Source organism: Desulfobacterales bacterium, from assembly GCA_029211065.1.
In the GTDB taxonomy this organism is placed as follows: domain Bacteria; phylum Desulfobacterota; class Desulfobacteria; order Desulfobacterales; family JARGFK01; genus JARGFK01.
Window position 1 is genome coordinate 1 of sequence record JARGFK010000108.1, and the last position, 15,385, is coordinate 15,385.

Annotated in this window: 8 protein-coding genes; 2 read left to right on the forward strand and 6 right to left on the reverse strand. The window is 49.5% G+C overall.

The genetic code is table 11. From position 1 onward, the window contains the following. The 4 genes from P1P89_18595 to P1P89_18610 all read right to left on the reverse strand — a co-directional run. The coding region (locus tag P1P89_18595) for a class I SAM-dependent DNA methyltransferase (protein ID MDF1593521.1) at positions 1–1,334 on the reverse strand (1,334 nt) is incomplete at its 3' end. A 9-nt stretch (positions 1,335–1,343) separates the two neighbouring features. After that, a complete protein-coding gene (locus P1P89_18600; GenBank protein MDF1593522.1) occupies positions 1,344–2,894 on the reverse strand; it encodes a putative DNA binding domain-containing protein in 1,551 nt (516 codons plus the stop codon). After that, complete coding sequence (locus tag P1P89_18605) at positions 2,881–6,291, reverse strand: DEAD/DEAH box helicase family protein (protein MDF1593523.1); 3,411 nt, start codon at positions 6,289–6,291, stop codon at positions 2,881–2,883. Before P1P89_18605 ends, P1P89_18600 begins: the two co-directional genes overlap by 14 nt. A 31-nt stretch (positions 6,292–6,322) precedes the next feature. Then, a complete protein-coding gene (locus P1P89_18610; GenBank protein MDF1593524.1) occupies positions 6,323–7,825 on the reverse strand; it encodes a sigma 54-interacting transcriptional regulator in 1,503 nt (500 codons plus the stop codon). Between the two features lie 263 nt (positions 7,826–8,088). On the opposite strand from P1P89_18610, the gene P1P89_18615 reads away from it, so the two are divergent. Next, on the forward strand, positions 8,089–8,241 hold the full coding sequence (locus P1P89_18615; GenBank protein MDF1593525.1) for a hypothetical protein: 153 nt from the start codon (positions 8,089–8,091) through the stop codon (positions 8,239–8,241). Positions 8,242–8,494: 253 nt separating this feature from the next. Here the strand turns inward: P1P89_18615 and P1P89_18620 are convergent, their stop codons facing one another. Then, positions 8,495–9,556, reverse strand: coding sequence for a hypothetical protein (locus tag P1P89_18620; GenBank protein ID MDF1593526.1), 1,062 nt, complete (start codon positions 9,554–9,556; stop codon positions 8,495–8,497). Beyond that, complete coding sequence (locus tag P1P89_18625) at positions 9,546–11,879, reverse strand: SNF2-related protein (protein MDF1593527.1); 2,334 nt, start codon at positions 11,877–11,879, stop codon at positions 9,546–9,548. Before P1P89_18625 ends, P1P89_18620 begins: the two co-directional genes overlap by 11 nt. 284 nt (positions 11,880–12,163) lie before the next feature. On the opposite strand from P1P89_18625, the gene P1P89_18630 reads away from it, so the two are divergent. Further along, the gene (locus tag P1P89_18630) at positions 12,164–15,217 is read left to right on the forward strand and encodes a DEAD/DEAH box helicase (GenBank protein MDF1593528.1); all 3,054 of its coding nucleotides are present in this window, start codon (positions 12,164–12,166) and stop codon (positions 15,215–15,217) included. The last annotated feature ends 168 nt before the right edge of the window (positions 15,218–15,385 follow it).

Here is a 15,385-nt window from a genome sequence, read left to right on the forward strand (position 1 = left end):
AAAGCCTTATCGGTCCGATCTGTATCCTTTTCTGGATTGCGATCTTTCCAGCGTTTCAATAAATCCGGCAGATCGTTTTTGTCCGGGGTGGGATCGCGTTTATCGTCCAGTGAAAAGCCGTCGGCCTGCACATCATAGTAAAAGACATTTTCGGTTTTCCCGCCTTTGGTAAAGACAATGATGGCTGTTGTAACAGCGGCATATGGTCTGAACACACCGGAAGGAAGCGAAATGACGGCTTCAAGTTGGTTGCCATCCACCAGCATCTTTCGTAAAGCCAGATGGGCTTTGGAAGACCCGAACAAGACACCGTCCGGCACGATGGTGGCCGAGCATCCGCCCATTTTAAGCATACGCAAGATCAGTGTGACAAACAAAAGTTCGGTCTTTTTGGTCTTGACCTTGCTCAAGAGAGAGGCATGCACATCTTCGTAGTCCAGACTGCCCTTAAAGGGCGGATTGGCAAGGATCACGTTAAAATGGTCGTTGGCCATTTCCGGAAAGCGTTCCGGAAAGCTGGTGCTCAGGGTGTCCTGATAGTGGATATCCGGTGCGTCGATACCATGCAAAAGCAAGTTCATGGAGGCGATACGCAGCATGGTCACGTCAAAATCAAACCCGTTGAACATACGGTTTTGAATGTGATCCCGAGATGGCAGCAGCCTGTCACCGGTATACGTTTTGCTGCCGTCCTCATTGATAATGACCGCCTCGGGCGAGGTGTAGGTTTCCATCAGGTATTCCATGGCAGAAACCAAAAATCCGGCCGTACCGCAGGCCGGATCGCCAATGGTGTCTTCGGGCCTGGGATCAAGAATCTCTACCATTTTACGAATAATGTGCCGGGGGGTGCGGAACTGGCCGTTGATGCCCGCCGTGGTCAACTTGCTGAGTAGGTATTCATATAGATCCCCTTTAGTGTCGCCCTCAGTCAGGGGCAGCTTATCAATCATGTTAACAGCCGATACCAGCAGGTTCGGCTTCTGGATCATGAGCTGGGCATCCTTCATGTATTCGCCGAACCTGGCGCCGTCTACCGCCACCTGTTTAAAATGGGGAAATACTTCGTCTCGCACTACTTTTAGCATGGCATCGGCCGGGGTCTTGTTTTTAAACTGCGACCAGCGAAGATGCTGTTCGTCGTCTGCGAAAATACGCTTAAACGGCTGCCCGGTTCGAGCAGCCTTTTTTTCTTCGCGGGTTTCGCGGATGTCCAGCAGCCGTGCGAACATCAGAAATGAAATCTGCTCGATCACCATGAGCGGGTTGGTGATGCCGCCGGTCCAGAATTCCGTCCAAAGCTTATCTACCTGATTTTTAATACCGTTTATCATTTAATATCTTTACTCCTCTTTCTTAAGCCGATACTTCTGCATTCGGCTATTAGGTCTTTCCGGAATAGTGTATTCAATTAAATCTCTTTGCCGTAAACTTCGTATTATTTTGTTTAATTGGCCGGAAATCTCTTTTTGACCGAGTTTTTCAGATAATTCCGCTTTTGACAGTGGTCCTTGCACCAGTGCCTTTAATACTTTATCACCCAATGACTCTGGCTGTGACTCTGGCTGTGACTCTGGCTGTGACTCTGGCTGTGACTCTGGCTGTGACTCTGGCTGTGACTCTGGCTGTGAGTCGGCCTTGACTCGGCCTCGACCCGGCCCTGACTCGTCCCTCTGCTTGGTCCCTACTTGGTCCCTACTTGGTCCCAGCGCTGCCCTTTCCGTTTCTTTTTTAACAAACTGCACCTGGAAGGCATGTCCGGCTTCCTGCAAAACAAGTTCGATCGCAGAATAATCTTTCAATTCCTGACGCATTTTTTGAATGCCGCTGCCCCAGGCTTCGATCAGTCTAAGATCCTTGAAAATGGGCGCCAGCACCCGGTTGCGGATTTCACTCCGCCCGGTTCCCAGTTCTTCGATGGGCAGAGTATCAGGCAACGGTCCAGGGCTGGTGATTTCCAGCATGTCATCGTAGATCGCCACCTTGATATCGCTGCCTGTCAGGGCATAATCACGGTGAATGACGGCATTAATGAGGGCTTCCCGGATGGCTTCAAGGGGATATTCCCAGCGATCTTTCCGGTAGATTTCAGCGATGGTAGAACCCAGGGCGATATTTTTTTTGATGAAAGCCGTGCACGGCTCAATGCTCTCATGGATGGGGCCATCAATGGTGAGCTGGTCCAGGAAAACCCGTTTGTCGGATCCTTTAAACCGGGCGCATTCGATCTTGGCATAGGGGAAAAACCGCTTACGGGAAGGAGACTCGGAAAGGAGCAGCGCTGCGTGGGTGGGATATTGCCGGTCGCGTTCCCGGCAGACAAGACCCATATTTTCAAGCTGAGCCCTGCCTAATTTTTTGCCGGTAAGCTCTTGATAACTCTTTTTAAAGCCGGCGAGATCAACATCTCCCAGCGTAAGGTCATAAACCGGCAGGGAATCAAAGGGCACCTTCCGTCGCCGGCGCTCCAGTTCTTCAATTGTATCGGCAGCGGCCTTGCGGTTGGATGACCCTACTCGAATGTATGTGCCGTTTTGTTTGCCGTATTTTTTCAAATAATACGGTTTTTCAGGTCCGGGAAAAATGTCGGCAACCAGAAGCGTTTTTCCGTCAACCGTCTGAAAATGGACCTCGGGGACGATCGGTGGAGTACAAAGATCGAAAATGCAGCTTAGGATCTGCTTTTCAAGATCAAAAACCTTGTCATCGGGAATGCCGATGATGGTGCGCGGTTCATCTTTAACCCCGAACACGATCCGCCCCCCGGCTTCATTGGCAAAAGCAACGGCGGTGCGGGCCACCTGCTCGCCTTTTGGAAAGCCCTCCTTGAATTCCAGCCGTCTCGATTCCGGCTGATCAAGAAAAGTCGGCCGGTTTTTGTCAAACGATATCATAGCCGCGATCCTTCATCTTCGTTATTTTCGGTTTAAACGACTCCACCACGCCGAGCAGTTCTTCAACCATCCGCTCATCCGTAAACACGCCGTCCAGCCCTTCGCTGTGCAGCGTGGTAAACGGGGGCTCGTAAAGATCTTCAATCTCAATGGCGCCGTAGCGGCTGATGTGATTCTTAAGCAGGTTCAGGAAACTGACCTGGTTGGCGGTCAGTTGAGGATGGGCCACCGTAAAATCCGCAAAGCGGGTGTTGACGACTTCAGCGTCCATGCCGATGATGCTGCGAATTGCAAAATCAAGCGGCCCGGCAGTTTCCTCAAAAAACTCCCGTAAAAGCGCCTGATCCACATCCGGATTGCGGGTAAGTACCAGAGAGGTAAGCGTTTTCAGATCTGCCTCTGATACCGGCTCGCCGGCTTTTATTTTCTGAAGGGTTGAATTTTCATCAAAGATTTTAAGCAGAACAGCCTGGACCTGCTTGCGATACCCGGGCATATCCGTAATTTTCAATCTTGCCGGCAGGCGCTGAAACTGCTCCTGCCCGTCGTGGATATCGATGAACTTGGGCTGCACTGGATCATAAGTAGTTTTGGCCGCATACTTCATGATACCGCGAAGTTCCTTGCGTATTGTTTCAAGCGCTTCAACGGTTAAAGACACCCAAAACTCAGCGCTTTTGACCCTTTTGATCGCTTCTGCTTTTTCACGGACCGGGTTCAAATGCATCTGCAGGCGACTGATTTGATCGAGCATCTGCGCTTTGAAATCATCAACGCGGCCGGATTTTTTTAAAAGCTCGACTTGAAATTCGGCTACCAGCAAATCAAATCGATAGGCGTCCACCTGACCGCGAATATCAGCCCACTGCATGAGCGGGGCCATCTGGGTACGCAGAGTCTGTTCGGTTGCCGGATCAAACCGGCGCAACGTTTCGGGCTTGGAAACCGATCTTTTTTCGCGCCATTTTTCACGCACACTGATGGTGTCTTCCGAAAGCCGTTCAAGATCTTCCCTGATCAAGGGTATAACCAGATCAAAAGCGTAGGGTTCGCTTTGATTAAGTGCTGTTCGAGCCAAATTTAGCCGTTCTTCAAAAAGCTGCTGCATCAAGGATTTTTTTGTAGAAGGTTCGGCTTTTTTGTAATGTTTGTCAAAAAATTCAAAATTGCCCCAGTGGTCGAAAATCCTGAAATGAGTTTTATCTTTGCCGGGGCCGAAAAGATCCGGACATAGCCGGGTACCGCGTCCGATCATTTGTTCAAATTTAACCAGCGACCGGATCGGCTTGGCAAAAACCAGGTTGACAATTTCAGGTACGTCGATACCGGTATCGAGCATATCCACCGAAATCGCTATCCGTGGATCGCTGTCCTTGGCGCTTTTAAAATCATCGATCAGTTGTTCTGCCCGGGTATCATAGGTATCGATTACCCGACAGAATTTACCGCCGTATTGGGGAAACAATTCGTTAAAAACATCGGCCATGAGCATCGCGTGGTTATGGTTGCGGGCAAAAATGATGGTTTTGCCGGGATACTGACCGGTTTCTTCCCTAATACCGTTTTCCATCAGATTTCGCAGAATCACACGGTTGGTATCGCGATTAAAAATCTGCTTGTCGATCTGATGGTTTTCATAGTCGAATTCCGCCGGATCTTCGCCGTCTTCTTCAAGCTGCTGTTTTTGCCGTTCGCTCAGGTCCTTGTATTTAATTCCCTTTCTCAGAAACTGGGTCGTGTGGGTGTAAACCTCGTAGGGAACCAGGTACGGCGGTCTATCATTAATCGCCTCATCCAGTGAATAATAAGCTGTTGGAGTTTTATCTTCACAATCGAACATCTTGAATGTGTTGCGGGAAATAAAATCAACCGGCGTGGCGGTAAGACCCACCTGAAGGGAATCGAAATAGCGAAACATATCCAAATAGCGGTTGTAAATGCTGCGGTGAGATTCGTCGGCAATAATCAAATCGAAAAACCCGACATCGAAGGTCTGAAAAATCTTATTCATGGCCGGATAAGTGGCCAGATAGATGCGCTTATCCCGGTCTTTGGCGGTGTTGGCCGAAACAACCGTCATCGGTTCGGTTAGAAACTCGTTATAGGCATTCTTGGCCTGCTTTCTCAGTTCCTTGCGGTCACATAAAAACAGTACCCTTTTGACCCAGCTGGCCCGGTTGAGCAAATCCGTCAGGGCAATGGCCACGCGGGTCTTGCCGGTGCCGGTAGCCTGAACCAGCAGAGCCTTGCGGCGGCCGCCGGAAAACTTTTCATTAACCCGTTTAATGGCTTCGATCTGATAAAACCGGTCGACGATTTCGGGTTTTGAAGCCACCTTGTCTAAAGCCAATCGATTTTTTCTTTTATAAATCAGGTATTGCAGACTGTCTTTGGAATAAAAGCCGAAAATTTTTCTCGGGGGAAAGCCCTGTGCATCATCCCAAATGTAAATATCAAATCCATTGGTATAGAAAATGACCGGGCGCTGCCCATGCATTTTTTCCAACCCGTCGGCATATAAGCGGGCCTGCTCTTGACCCAGTTCAGCACTTTTAGCGGTTTTCTTTGTCTCGATCACCGCCAGCGGCTTTCCATTATCGTCCCTGAGAACATAATCCGCATAGCCGGTGCCGGTTTTGGTAGGCTGGTAAAGGGCCTCCGCCTCCTGGGAAACTTCGGAGGTGTTTGCGCCCTTAGCCCCGACATCCCAACCCACCGCGGTCAGTTCGTAATCGATCAGACGATTTCGGGTTGCCGCTTCGTCAAACCCCAGCACATCGGCCGCCGCCTTGCCGATTGCCAGTATCACTTCAAGTTCTTCAACTTTTTTCTCGGCAACTTTGGTTTTTGCACGAATGTCTTCAAGTTCCGTTAGAAGCGCCTGCATTTCGATTTCTTTAACCGCAAGGGCCTCCATCGCCAACCGCTTTTCGGATTTGATTGTTTCATCCGGCATCCCTTCTTTAGCCGCTACAGGCGGCTGAAAATCAGGGCAACCCTCTTTTGTGCCCCCATTGATGATGAAAAGCCACCTCCCCAGATCAAAGGCGTCTTTCAGATACTCCTGTGCGGACTTGGCTGAAACCATCGTTCCATGCGCAGCTCGGTTTCCAGCTTTGCGGATCGTATGAATCACATTAATGACCACCGCTGGAACGGCTTTCTTGAATTCATCTGCTGCCAGCAAGTCAAATAGTGAGTCCGATAACGGCCTCGGCAGCCCTTTTTCATCGTAAATTCTCTGGGCCATGGACTCGACAAACAACCTCAGTTTGACCATAGCACTGGCGGGATCAGTCACCGCATACTGTTCCGCAAATCCCCCCAAGCTTGCCAGTTCCGGCCATCTTTTTCTGAGAAATTCAAAGTTTATCGATTTCATGATGATCGAATTCATACCTCCAGGATAGAGCAATCCCTGTGCCAAATCAATTTACGTGATACTTTTTCAGCCAATTTGAAAATGTCTGATAGTTGGAAAGGCCCAAAAGCTCGGCCGCCCGGGTTTTATTACCGTTAGCCTCGGCCAGCGCTCTTTTCAAATAATGCTGCGCCAGTTTTTCTATTAGATTCGGAAGGTTAATCCCTTCATTGAGCGGCCTGTCAAGCAGCTTGTCATTCACAGGATTTATGACCGGGAGCATGGCCTCGCTGATATCTTTAACATCAATTGCATGGCCAGCCGACCAGATGGCGGCCCGGGTCAGCGTATTTTGAAGCTCGCGTACATTTCCCGGCCAGGGGTGCTGGATCATAAGATTCTTTGCAGCAGCAGAAATTTTTTTATGTTGATAACCGGGCTGGCTGACGCTTTCCTGGTTAATCCGATCCAATATTTGATCGATGAGCAGACCGATGTCTCCTGACCGCTCTCTCAGAGGCGGCAGTTTCAAAACCGCAACGGCGACGCGGAAAAACAGGTCCGATCGGAATCTTTCTTTTGCAACTTCATTAATTAGATTTCGGTTGGTTGCAGCGACAATCCTGACATCCAGTTTAATCGCTTCGGTAGCCCCAACCCTTTGAATCTCTTTTTCCTGGAGCACCCGCAGTATTTTTACCTGGGCGGGCATGGGCAGCTCACCAATTTCATCAAGAAACAGGGTCCCCGTATGGGCGGCTTCGAAATAACCTTTCTTTTGTTTGTCGGCTCCGGTAAAAGCCCCTTTTTCATGACCGAATAGCTCGGATTCAATCAGCTCGGACGGGATAGACCCACAGTTAATGGCAATGAACGGTTTTCCTTTCCGGGGGCTGGCCGCATGAATCGCTCTGGCCAGAAGCTCTTTGCCGGTGCCGGATTCGCCTTCTATCAAAACGGGGACAGACCTCGGCGCGACGTGACGCGCCATGGTGATCACCCGGCGCATGCTTTGGCTGCGATGCAAAATGCTGTCAAACGCAGGAGCCTCCGGCGGCAGTCCGGCGGATAGTTTCTCAAGGCGCTCATCCGGTCCCCGGAGAAGATCCGGTATAAATTCGGCAGAAATATCAAAAGGAATAGAGGCTACCTTAACGCCGCCTTTAAGGGAAGATTCGATGAGTGTTGCGGGATAACGGGTTTTGGCAATGATGATCCAGACTGCGGCCATTGCCGGGGTGCCGGGGCTGAGATGATAGGTCAGCTCGACTTCATGATCATTATTTTGCAAAACTTCTTTGATAACCTGAACGGCTGATTCATAAATTTGACCGAAATGCGTAGGGCTGGACAGTCTGACTTTTTTGGCTTGAATTTGTGCCGGAGCTAATGGGGACAGCCACTTTATATACCCGGCACAATCCGAGTCCGGCACATCGGATATGAGGATGATTTCCTGGAATGACCGTTCGGTGACGGCCTGCGCGATAGGACCTAAACCAATATTTTTTTCTCCGCGTGAGGCTTTTAAATCGGTAAAACCAATCCAGGAAATTAATATTGATTTCATAGGTCTATCAAATACAAAAATTATTATATATATACAAGAAATTTTATCCTAAAATCAAAGAAAAGTTGTTTTTGAAAGTAAACTGGCCGGATTAAACAACCGTCAAGGATTTCTTGACGGTTCAGATAAAAGGTTTGTCTTGCCAAAGAGGATAGTTGTTTGTTGAACTATTCGAAAATTTCGGATAGTTGGAAACTATTTTCTATGATACCAGCCTGTTAGTATTTCTTTTCAAATTAATGCAAAGAAGAAAAACCTGCCCGATGGGGAGAAAGCGGACATGCACCCCGCAGGATACCCCGCATGTTACCATGGATGTCACCACGGATGTCACCATGGAAGTCGACGTGTCGCCAAAATCCGTCGGTATATGGACCGGGCATGGGAGTTTAAAGAGAGGGCTGAAGGTATTATGATAAAAAGTTAATGGCTTGTTGAGGCAACCTGTAAGGAATATTTAATAGTTGGGTAGTACCCGTATTCTCTGATAATTGCTTTTCAGAATGAAAAGCAATTCTTGATAAAACGGACGTTTCATGAAACATTACTGATCAAACAAAAACCTCTAAACATTCGAACATAAATACCATGAAGTTTCAAAATCCCTCCCGGCCTCCCTTTACAAAAGGGAGGAGAAATATCCCCTTTAATAAAACGGGTACGGAGGGTTTAAGAGGAGCATACCGGGCACTTCGCGCTGCACGCCGGGCAGAGCAAATGAAGACGGTCACAAAAACGGATGGTGAAGGTGCTGTCGCCGCAACCGTCGCAAACCAGCGGGTCCATCGATTTCGTGACCGGGTTGTAAATCAGGGACAACTGCTTTTGCTTCCTCCCGTAGGATGTCTCGTATAATACCTTTACAGCCGGGGTGCGGATCTGTATGCCGCCGCAGAGTTCAAGCTTGACCCGGATACTGTATTTTTTAAAAAGATCCGCTTTTTTTCTTTCCAGTTCGTCCGGAATCAGATTTATTTTGGCTTTGCGGTCTGACTTCAGTTGGTCTGAAATCCCCGGACGTTTAAGGCTTTCTTCCATCTCCTGCTTCAGGTCCTCGTAATATTCTTCCAGGTTGGCCACATCTCTCCGAAATCTTCTGTTCATGCTGTCCTGAAACGGTTCGATTTCTCTTTCAAGAACCTTGCCGGCCCGACGTTGAACCCATGTCAGGATCGCTTTGATCTTATCATTTTCTAAAAATGTCTGTGCGGAATCCGTCTCAAATATTCTTTCAACGGTGTCGAACATCCGGCCCATCTCCGCAACCGCTGCGCCGGTTTCAAGATTAAATGCCAGGGCGACAAGCCCTTCCTTTTGTTCATCGCTTTGGGCCAGGTACCGGCAGGTCAGCAGCAGATATGCGGTTCGCACCTCGGCGATGCTTTTGACCCGGCCCACACAATTGTAGAAAACAAACCGATCCTGGATCAGACGGTCAAACCCCTGGCTTTTCATGTAATTAAAATCCAAGCGGCAACTGATCATAGGCGCCGTTTCGCAGGCCGCATCCACTATTTTTTCCAAGAGGGGGGAACCATAATGGATGACAAATCTTTCTTCGGCATCCTCTCCTGTTGCAATATGGAAATATTCAGGCGTATTCAGGCGTACGGCCAGGTGCTCCGGAAGCAGCACCTCCAAGCCTTCCGGAGACTTTTCCATTTCCGCGTCGCTGCACTCAAAAAACCGCCGGACAAACTGTTCCAGGGTGTTGTCGAATTTAAAGCTCATAATTTTCCCCAAAGAGTTTCTTATCCAGCTCCCTGGTTTTCTCATATTGGGCTTTGGAGCGTGTGAGCCGGGCAGTCAGCGCGTCAAAACCCTGTTCGCGTTCTTTTTCAGAAGATGAAGTTACCCAGATGTCATAGACCATGTCCGAAAAATCCTTTTCCTCCCGGATACGCCCCAGAATCATATCGATTTCGCCGATAACCATTTCAAACATATTAATTTTACGGTCGAGAATATCGAGAATATAATCCTCAATGCTCTCGGCAGCGCACAAATTATAAATCATCACTTCGTTCTGCTGCCCCAGGCGGTGGATTCTCCCGATCCGCTGTTCGATTTTCATGGGATTCCAGGGAAGGTCATAATTGATCATCTGGTGGCAGAACTGAAGATTCCGGCCTTCGCCGCCGATTTCGGTGGTCACGAGAATATCCTTTTCTTCCCGAAAACTTCTGATCTCTTCATCCTTTTGGCGGTTATCCATGCGCCCGTGAAAAACCGCATGGGGAATATCATTCCAGGACAAAAACGCCGACGTATGGTCCAGCGTGCCGAGATAGTTGACAAAAACGATCTTTTTCCCCTGGGTTGACCGGATCAGCTTGAGCAGCGCTTTATTTTTTTCAGTATCCCCCATGGTGCGGCACAGGGTGTGAATCGCCCGGATCTCCTGTTCGTGGTCCCATAAAAATTCCCTTCCCGCCAGCAGGCGCTGCAAGGTCAATTCCACTGCCAGGGGCGATGAGCCGGCTTCGGCCAGCAGATTTTTGAGCAACAGCTTGTTGCTGCTGCGGTCGGTTTCATTGATATGATGTACCAGGTTGGTAATGCGGGCATAAAGTGTCTTTTCATTTGCACCCGGTTTTATCCGCATGGTCTGGGCAAATCTGGGCGGAATATCGATCTTTGCCAGCGCCCGGGTATTTCGAATCATCACCTCTCCCAACAGTTCTTTCAGCCGGCCACGGTTTTGCGGTCCGGTGGGATCGCCTTTGGTCATAAATTCGTTACGGAAGGCAGAAGCGGTTTTTAACTGTCCGGGTTTTAACAGGGTGATCAGATTATACAGTTCCATGAGATTGTTTTCCACCGGTGTTGCCGTCAGCAGCAGCAGAAAGCGTTTTTTCAGGGAATTGACCAGCTTCCAGTTCAGCGTATTCCTGTTTTTGAGATGGTGGGCCTCATCTACGATCACCAGATCATACTCGCGCCGTATGACCGCATCCATATTGCGCTTGGACTTGGCTTGATTGATGGATGCCAGTACATAGGGAGCTTCCCAAAATCGGATGCCTTTTTTATTAAAATCCGGATCATCGGTGGATGGAAAGTCAAGCCCGAATTTGGTCCGAAGCTCTTCCTGCCACTGGCTGACCAGCGTCGAGGGCGTCAGGATCAGCGCGTTTTTAACGATCCCGCGCTGAACATATTCTTTCAGAACGATTGAGGCTTCAATGGTTTTCCCAAGGCCGACCTCGTCGGACAAAAGGGCGCGGCCCCGAAAGCTTTTCAGCACCTTGCGCGCTGTCTCCTCCTGATACCACAGAGACCGGACGCCCTGCAGCCCGGAAAGGCAAATGAGGTTTTCAAAAGAATCCCTGAATCGAATCCTGTGCCCTTCCATGGCAAGTTCATATTGCGCGTCGCTCATGAAGCGACCGCTGGACAGGGGAATCTGAAAGGACGCGTCATCCAGGGTAATGGCAACCGGAATATTCGGAACGGGGGCTTTATTTTCTCTTTTTTCCTGAGGCGCAGGTTCTGCAACCGGACGGTCCGGCGCCTTGTTTTTTAAAGGGGAAGGTCGCCGTGCGGCTTTTTGGGGAAGAACTTTTTCCACTTCTTCATATTTCAGTTGACGACGGCAGTATTCCTGAATCTGGATTGTAACGGTCCGGATTTTGCGCATATTAGGAATTTTGATTCCCGCCAGGCGGGGAAGCAACAGCTCGGAAACCTCCATGGCCTGCTGATACTGTCCGCTTTTTGCCAGAAGGTCTAAAAACGGCGGCAGGTAACGATCATCCATCTGGCCGCCGGCGTATAGACGCGAGAGTCCCAAAAGCTGAACTTCGCTGCTGGCCATATTATAGCCAAGCTGGACCATTTCTTCGAGAAACCGTTTGTTGTCGGGGTCCAGTTTAAGCGCTTTTTTTAAAAGAATCAGGGCCTTTTCATAGTTGCCGGATTCGTGAAACCAGTTAGATTCATAATAAAAAAAATCGGCTTTTTCGGAGCGGACGGCAGCGGCGACCGATTGACGTCTTGCTTTTAATTTACTCTTTCGTTTCGCTTTATGTTTTTCAGCTTTTGTTTTGGCCATAACTTAGAAAGAATATCCATGCGTTCAGGATAAATGTCGACTTTTGCCGGTGTATGTCAAATCAGCCAACCGTGAAGGGCTGAGGGCAACCCAATACACAGATGAATATAGATATTCTTAAGCAACATTTTAGAGTCTTTCAATATAAATTTACAATGAGTTAAAGAAAATCCTCAGGCATTCTCCCTAACATTTTATTTTGGCCGTGGCATTTGCCATTAAATTTTGATATAAAGGTTTTTTTTAACGGAAACCCATATTGCTTCGCCAGCCGGATGGATCCTGTGGCGTTTGACGGGGCCCAAAAGGACGAAGCCTTCTTTTCGAATATCATGGCAAGACAGCGCAAAAAGACCGCATCGCGGAAAAGATCTCTCCCCCAAAAGGCGTCACAGGAAAAACCACCGGTTTCCCAGGCGGACCTGGATCGGCTGGAGTTTCACCGAAACGCTGCCGCATTGATGCCGGACTCCAAGGACAAGCATCCCGGCATTGCCATCCAGGTTGAAACCGTCAAGGGGATCGTCGGTCAGCGATTTTGCTCCTGCAGCACCCGGCACTCACAGACCTGTTCCCATCTTAGAGAGATGCCCCGAATTCTTTCGGCATACCGCCAGCAGCTCAAATCAGACACCCCTGCCGATGATTTCAGAGCGAGCTTCTGGCATCGGTTCGCAGAAACAATGACGGATGGATTTTCGGACGGGGCAGATATCGTTCGTCTGGCCGCCGTGCATGGCTCCATAGAGGCGCTGTCAATTATGAGATCCTCGGGCGAACGGCTGTTGACTTATTTTTCGCAGGCGGCGGATCGCTCCCGCTTTCTTGAAAGATGCACCGTTACCGGTGATGATGCTCAGCGAATCCCGACCCGGGGCCATGTGATATCGCAACTTTCCCAGCTGACCCTTACCGAAGACGAATGGATGCTCAGGGACCGTGGGTTTAAAACCCGCCGACAGATCCTGGAAGAAAGCTTTTGGTATAAGATGGCTTACCACGCTTACCGGGAATTTTCGGCCGGTGGCTGCAAGTTCCACCCGGCCATTGAAAAAAATACCGGTAACTTTGTCCTGCAATTTCAAGACGCGCAAAAACAATGTCCTTTTGCCGTGAATATTCCGAGACGCCGGGTCAAATCGATATTAAACGCCCTTAAGGGAGTCATCTGCAATGCGCACGATTTAGACGTTGATCCCATCCCGATCGATGCGATTTTCGACATCCGGCTCTCAAAAAATCTCGATCTGGAGATTCAACCGCTGCTGCGCCTGGTGCAAAAAGACGGCGAGGCAAAATTTTTCGACCGGGAAGACCTCAAACGGTTTCAATACGGAGATTTGTACTATATCGAAGAGCTGGGAATACTGGCCGAAGATCAATATCCGAAACTTCCTCCGGAAAAGTTCAATGAGGCGGTGAAAACCGTCATCAACAGAAGCCGGGTTCCGGCCTTTTTGGAAGAATTTAAAACAGATTCGGCCGGCGACACTTACCGGATCGACGACACGGTCAAGCGCCTTAAGATCATCCGGAATATCGACCGGATTGAAATTACACCGGAGTTGCTGGAAAGAGACTGGTGCTGGTTATCGGCAAGATACGGGGTCGGCAGCCAGTGGATTTCCCTTGCGGACATCCTGACGGCCAAAAAAGCAAAATTAAGATATGTCTCCACCGATGAAGGCTGGATCGATGTTGAATCGCCGGAATTTAACCTTCTCGATACCTTAGCCGACCGGATCTTGGAGACTCCCAGACAGGACCAAAAAACCGGGGTGCGGCTCTCCCGCATGGATATACTGCGCCTGGCGGTCGGCCGGGATGATGACATCGCCTTCAGGGGCGATGCCGACCGTGTTTCCGTATTAAATCGGCTTTGCCGCACACAGCCCTCTGTCCCACTGCCGGAACTTGCGGGAATGACCTCTCGGTTGCGAGACTATCAGAAAAGGGGCGCCGAATGGCTGATGTTTCTGTTTGAAAACGGTTTCGGCGGACTGCTGTGCGATGACATGGGACTGGGCAAAACTCACCAGGCCATGGCATTGATGGTATGGCTGCGTGAGCGCAAAGCGGCTGCCGAACCCTTTCTGCTGGTGTGTCCCACTACGGTCATCAGCCACTGGCATCGCAAACTCAATGAACATGCCCCCGGCATAAAAGCAATTGTGTACCATGGCGGAAACCGGGATCTGATGGCGGCCATTGAAGGAAATGATATTATTTTAACATCCTACGGTGTTCTGCAAAGGGATGCTGAACCTATCAAACGGGTTTATTTCGCCGCCGCAGTTTTTGATGAAATTCAAAACATCAAGAATCGTGAAACCAAAACCTATCAGGCCGCCGAAAACGTACAGGCGCGAATCAAGCTCGGACTTACCGGAACCCCTGTCGAAAACAGCCTGGTCGATCTGAAGACGCTTCTGGATTTAACCGTTCCAGGATATCTGGGCACTGACAATCATTTCCTGGATCGGTACCTGATTCCCATTGAAGAAGTCCGCGACGCCTCCCGGCGGGAAGAGCTGAGTCGCCTTGTCTCTCCTTTTGTCCTGCGGCGACTCAAGAAAACGGTTTTAAAGGAATTGCCTGAAAAAATAGAAGATATTCGAATCTGTGAACTGTCCGAGGATCAGATCAAGCTTTATCAGGACGCCATTTCCCGACAGGGGGCAGGTCTGATGAAAGTTCTCCGGGAATCGTCACAGCCGATTCCATATCTGCACATTTTCGCACTGCTCGGCCTGCTTAAGCAGATTTGCAATCATCCGGCGACAGTCAAAGGAGCACTGGAAGACTACAGCCGATATAAGTCCGGCAAATGGGAGCTTTTTACCGAACTGTTGTCCGAGAGTTTGGACAGCGGACAGAAAGTGGTCGTATACAGCCAGTATCTGGGGATGCTGGACATCATGGAATCCTATCTGACCGAGCGCAAAGTGGGATTTGCCAAACTCACCGGCACCAGCAGAAACCGGGGGAATATCATCGACCGTTTTAACACCGATGCCGACTGCCGCGTATTTTTGGGAAGTCTCAAAGCCGGAGGGACCGGCATCGATCTGGTGGCCGCTTCGGTAGTCATCCACTATGACCGCTGGTGGAACGCTGCCCGCGAGGATCAGGCCACGGATCGGGTTCATAGAATCGGCCAGCGGCGCGGGGTTCAGGTGTTTAAGCTGGTAACTTTAGGAACCCTGGAGGAAAAAATTGCCGCCATTATCGAAAAGAAACGCAACCTGATGAACGGCGTTGTCAAAGAAGATGCCCCGGGGCTGTTGAAATCCTTTACCCGGGAGCAGCTGCTGGACATGCTCTCCCTGCCGGCATAATACAACCATTAAACGCTTGACAACAATAATGTTTTCCTTCAATATGCACATGCCTGTATTTTGAAGGAAAACATTTTCCCTTAGGTTTTAAATAAAAGTGGGTATGCACTTTACTCAACCGACCACATGGTGTAGTATGCGGTTATGGAGGAGCCAAGACACCCTGTT

What these genes read in the sequence shown, in the direction of transcription:
- P1P89_18600 (MDF1593522.1), bottom strand. Translation starts at nt 2,894, where the DNA reads ATGATATCGTTTGACAAAAACCGGCCGACTTTTCTTGATCAGCCGGAA.
- P1P89_18605 (MDF1593523.1), bottom strand. Translation starts at nt 6,291, where the DNA reads ATGAATTCGATCATCATGAAATCGATAAACTTTGAATTTCTCAGAAAA.
- P1P89_18610 (MDF1593524.1), bottom strand. Translation starts at nt 7,825, where the DNA reads ATGAAATCAATATTAATTTCCTGGATTGGTTTTACCGATTTAAAAGCC.
- P1P89_18615 (MDF1593525.1), top strand. Translation starts at nt 8,089, where the DNA reads ATGGGGAGAAAGCGGACATGCACCCCGCAGGATACCCCGCATGTTACC.
- P1P89_18620 (MDF1593526.1), bottom strand. Translation starts at nt 9,556, where the DNA reads ATGAGCTTTAAATTCGACAACACCCTGGAACAGTTTGTCCGGCGGTTT.
- P1P89_18625 (MDF1593527.1), bottom strand. Translation starts at nt 11,879, where the DNA reads ATGGCCAAAACAAAAGCTGAAAAACATAAAGCGAAACGAAAGAGTAAA.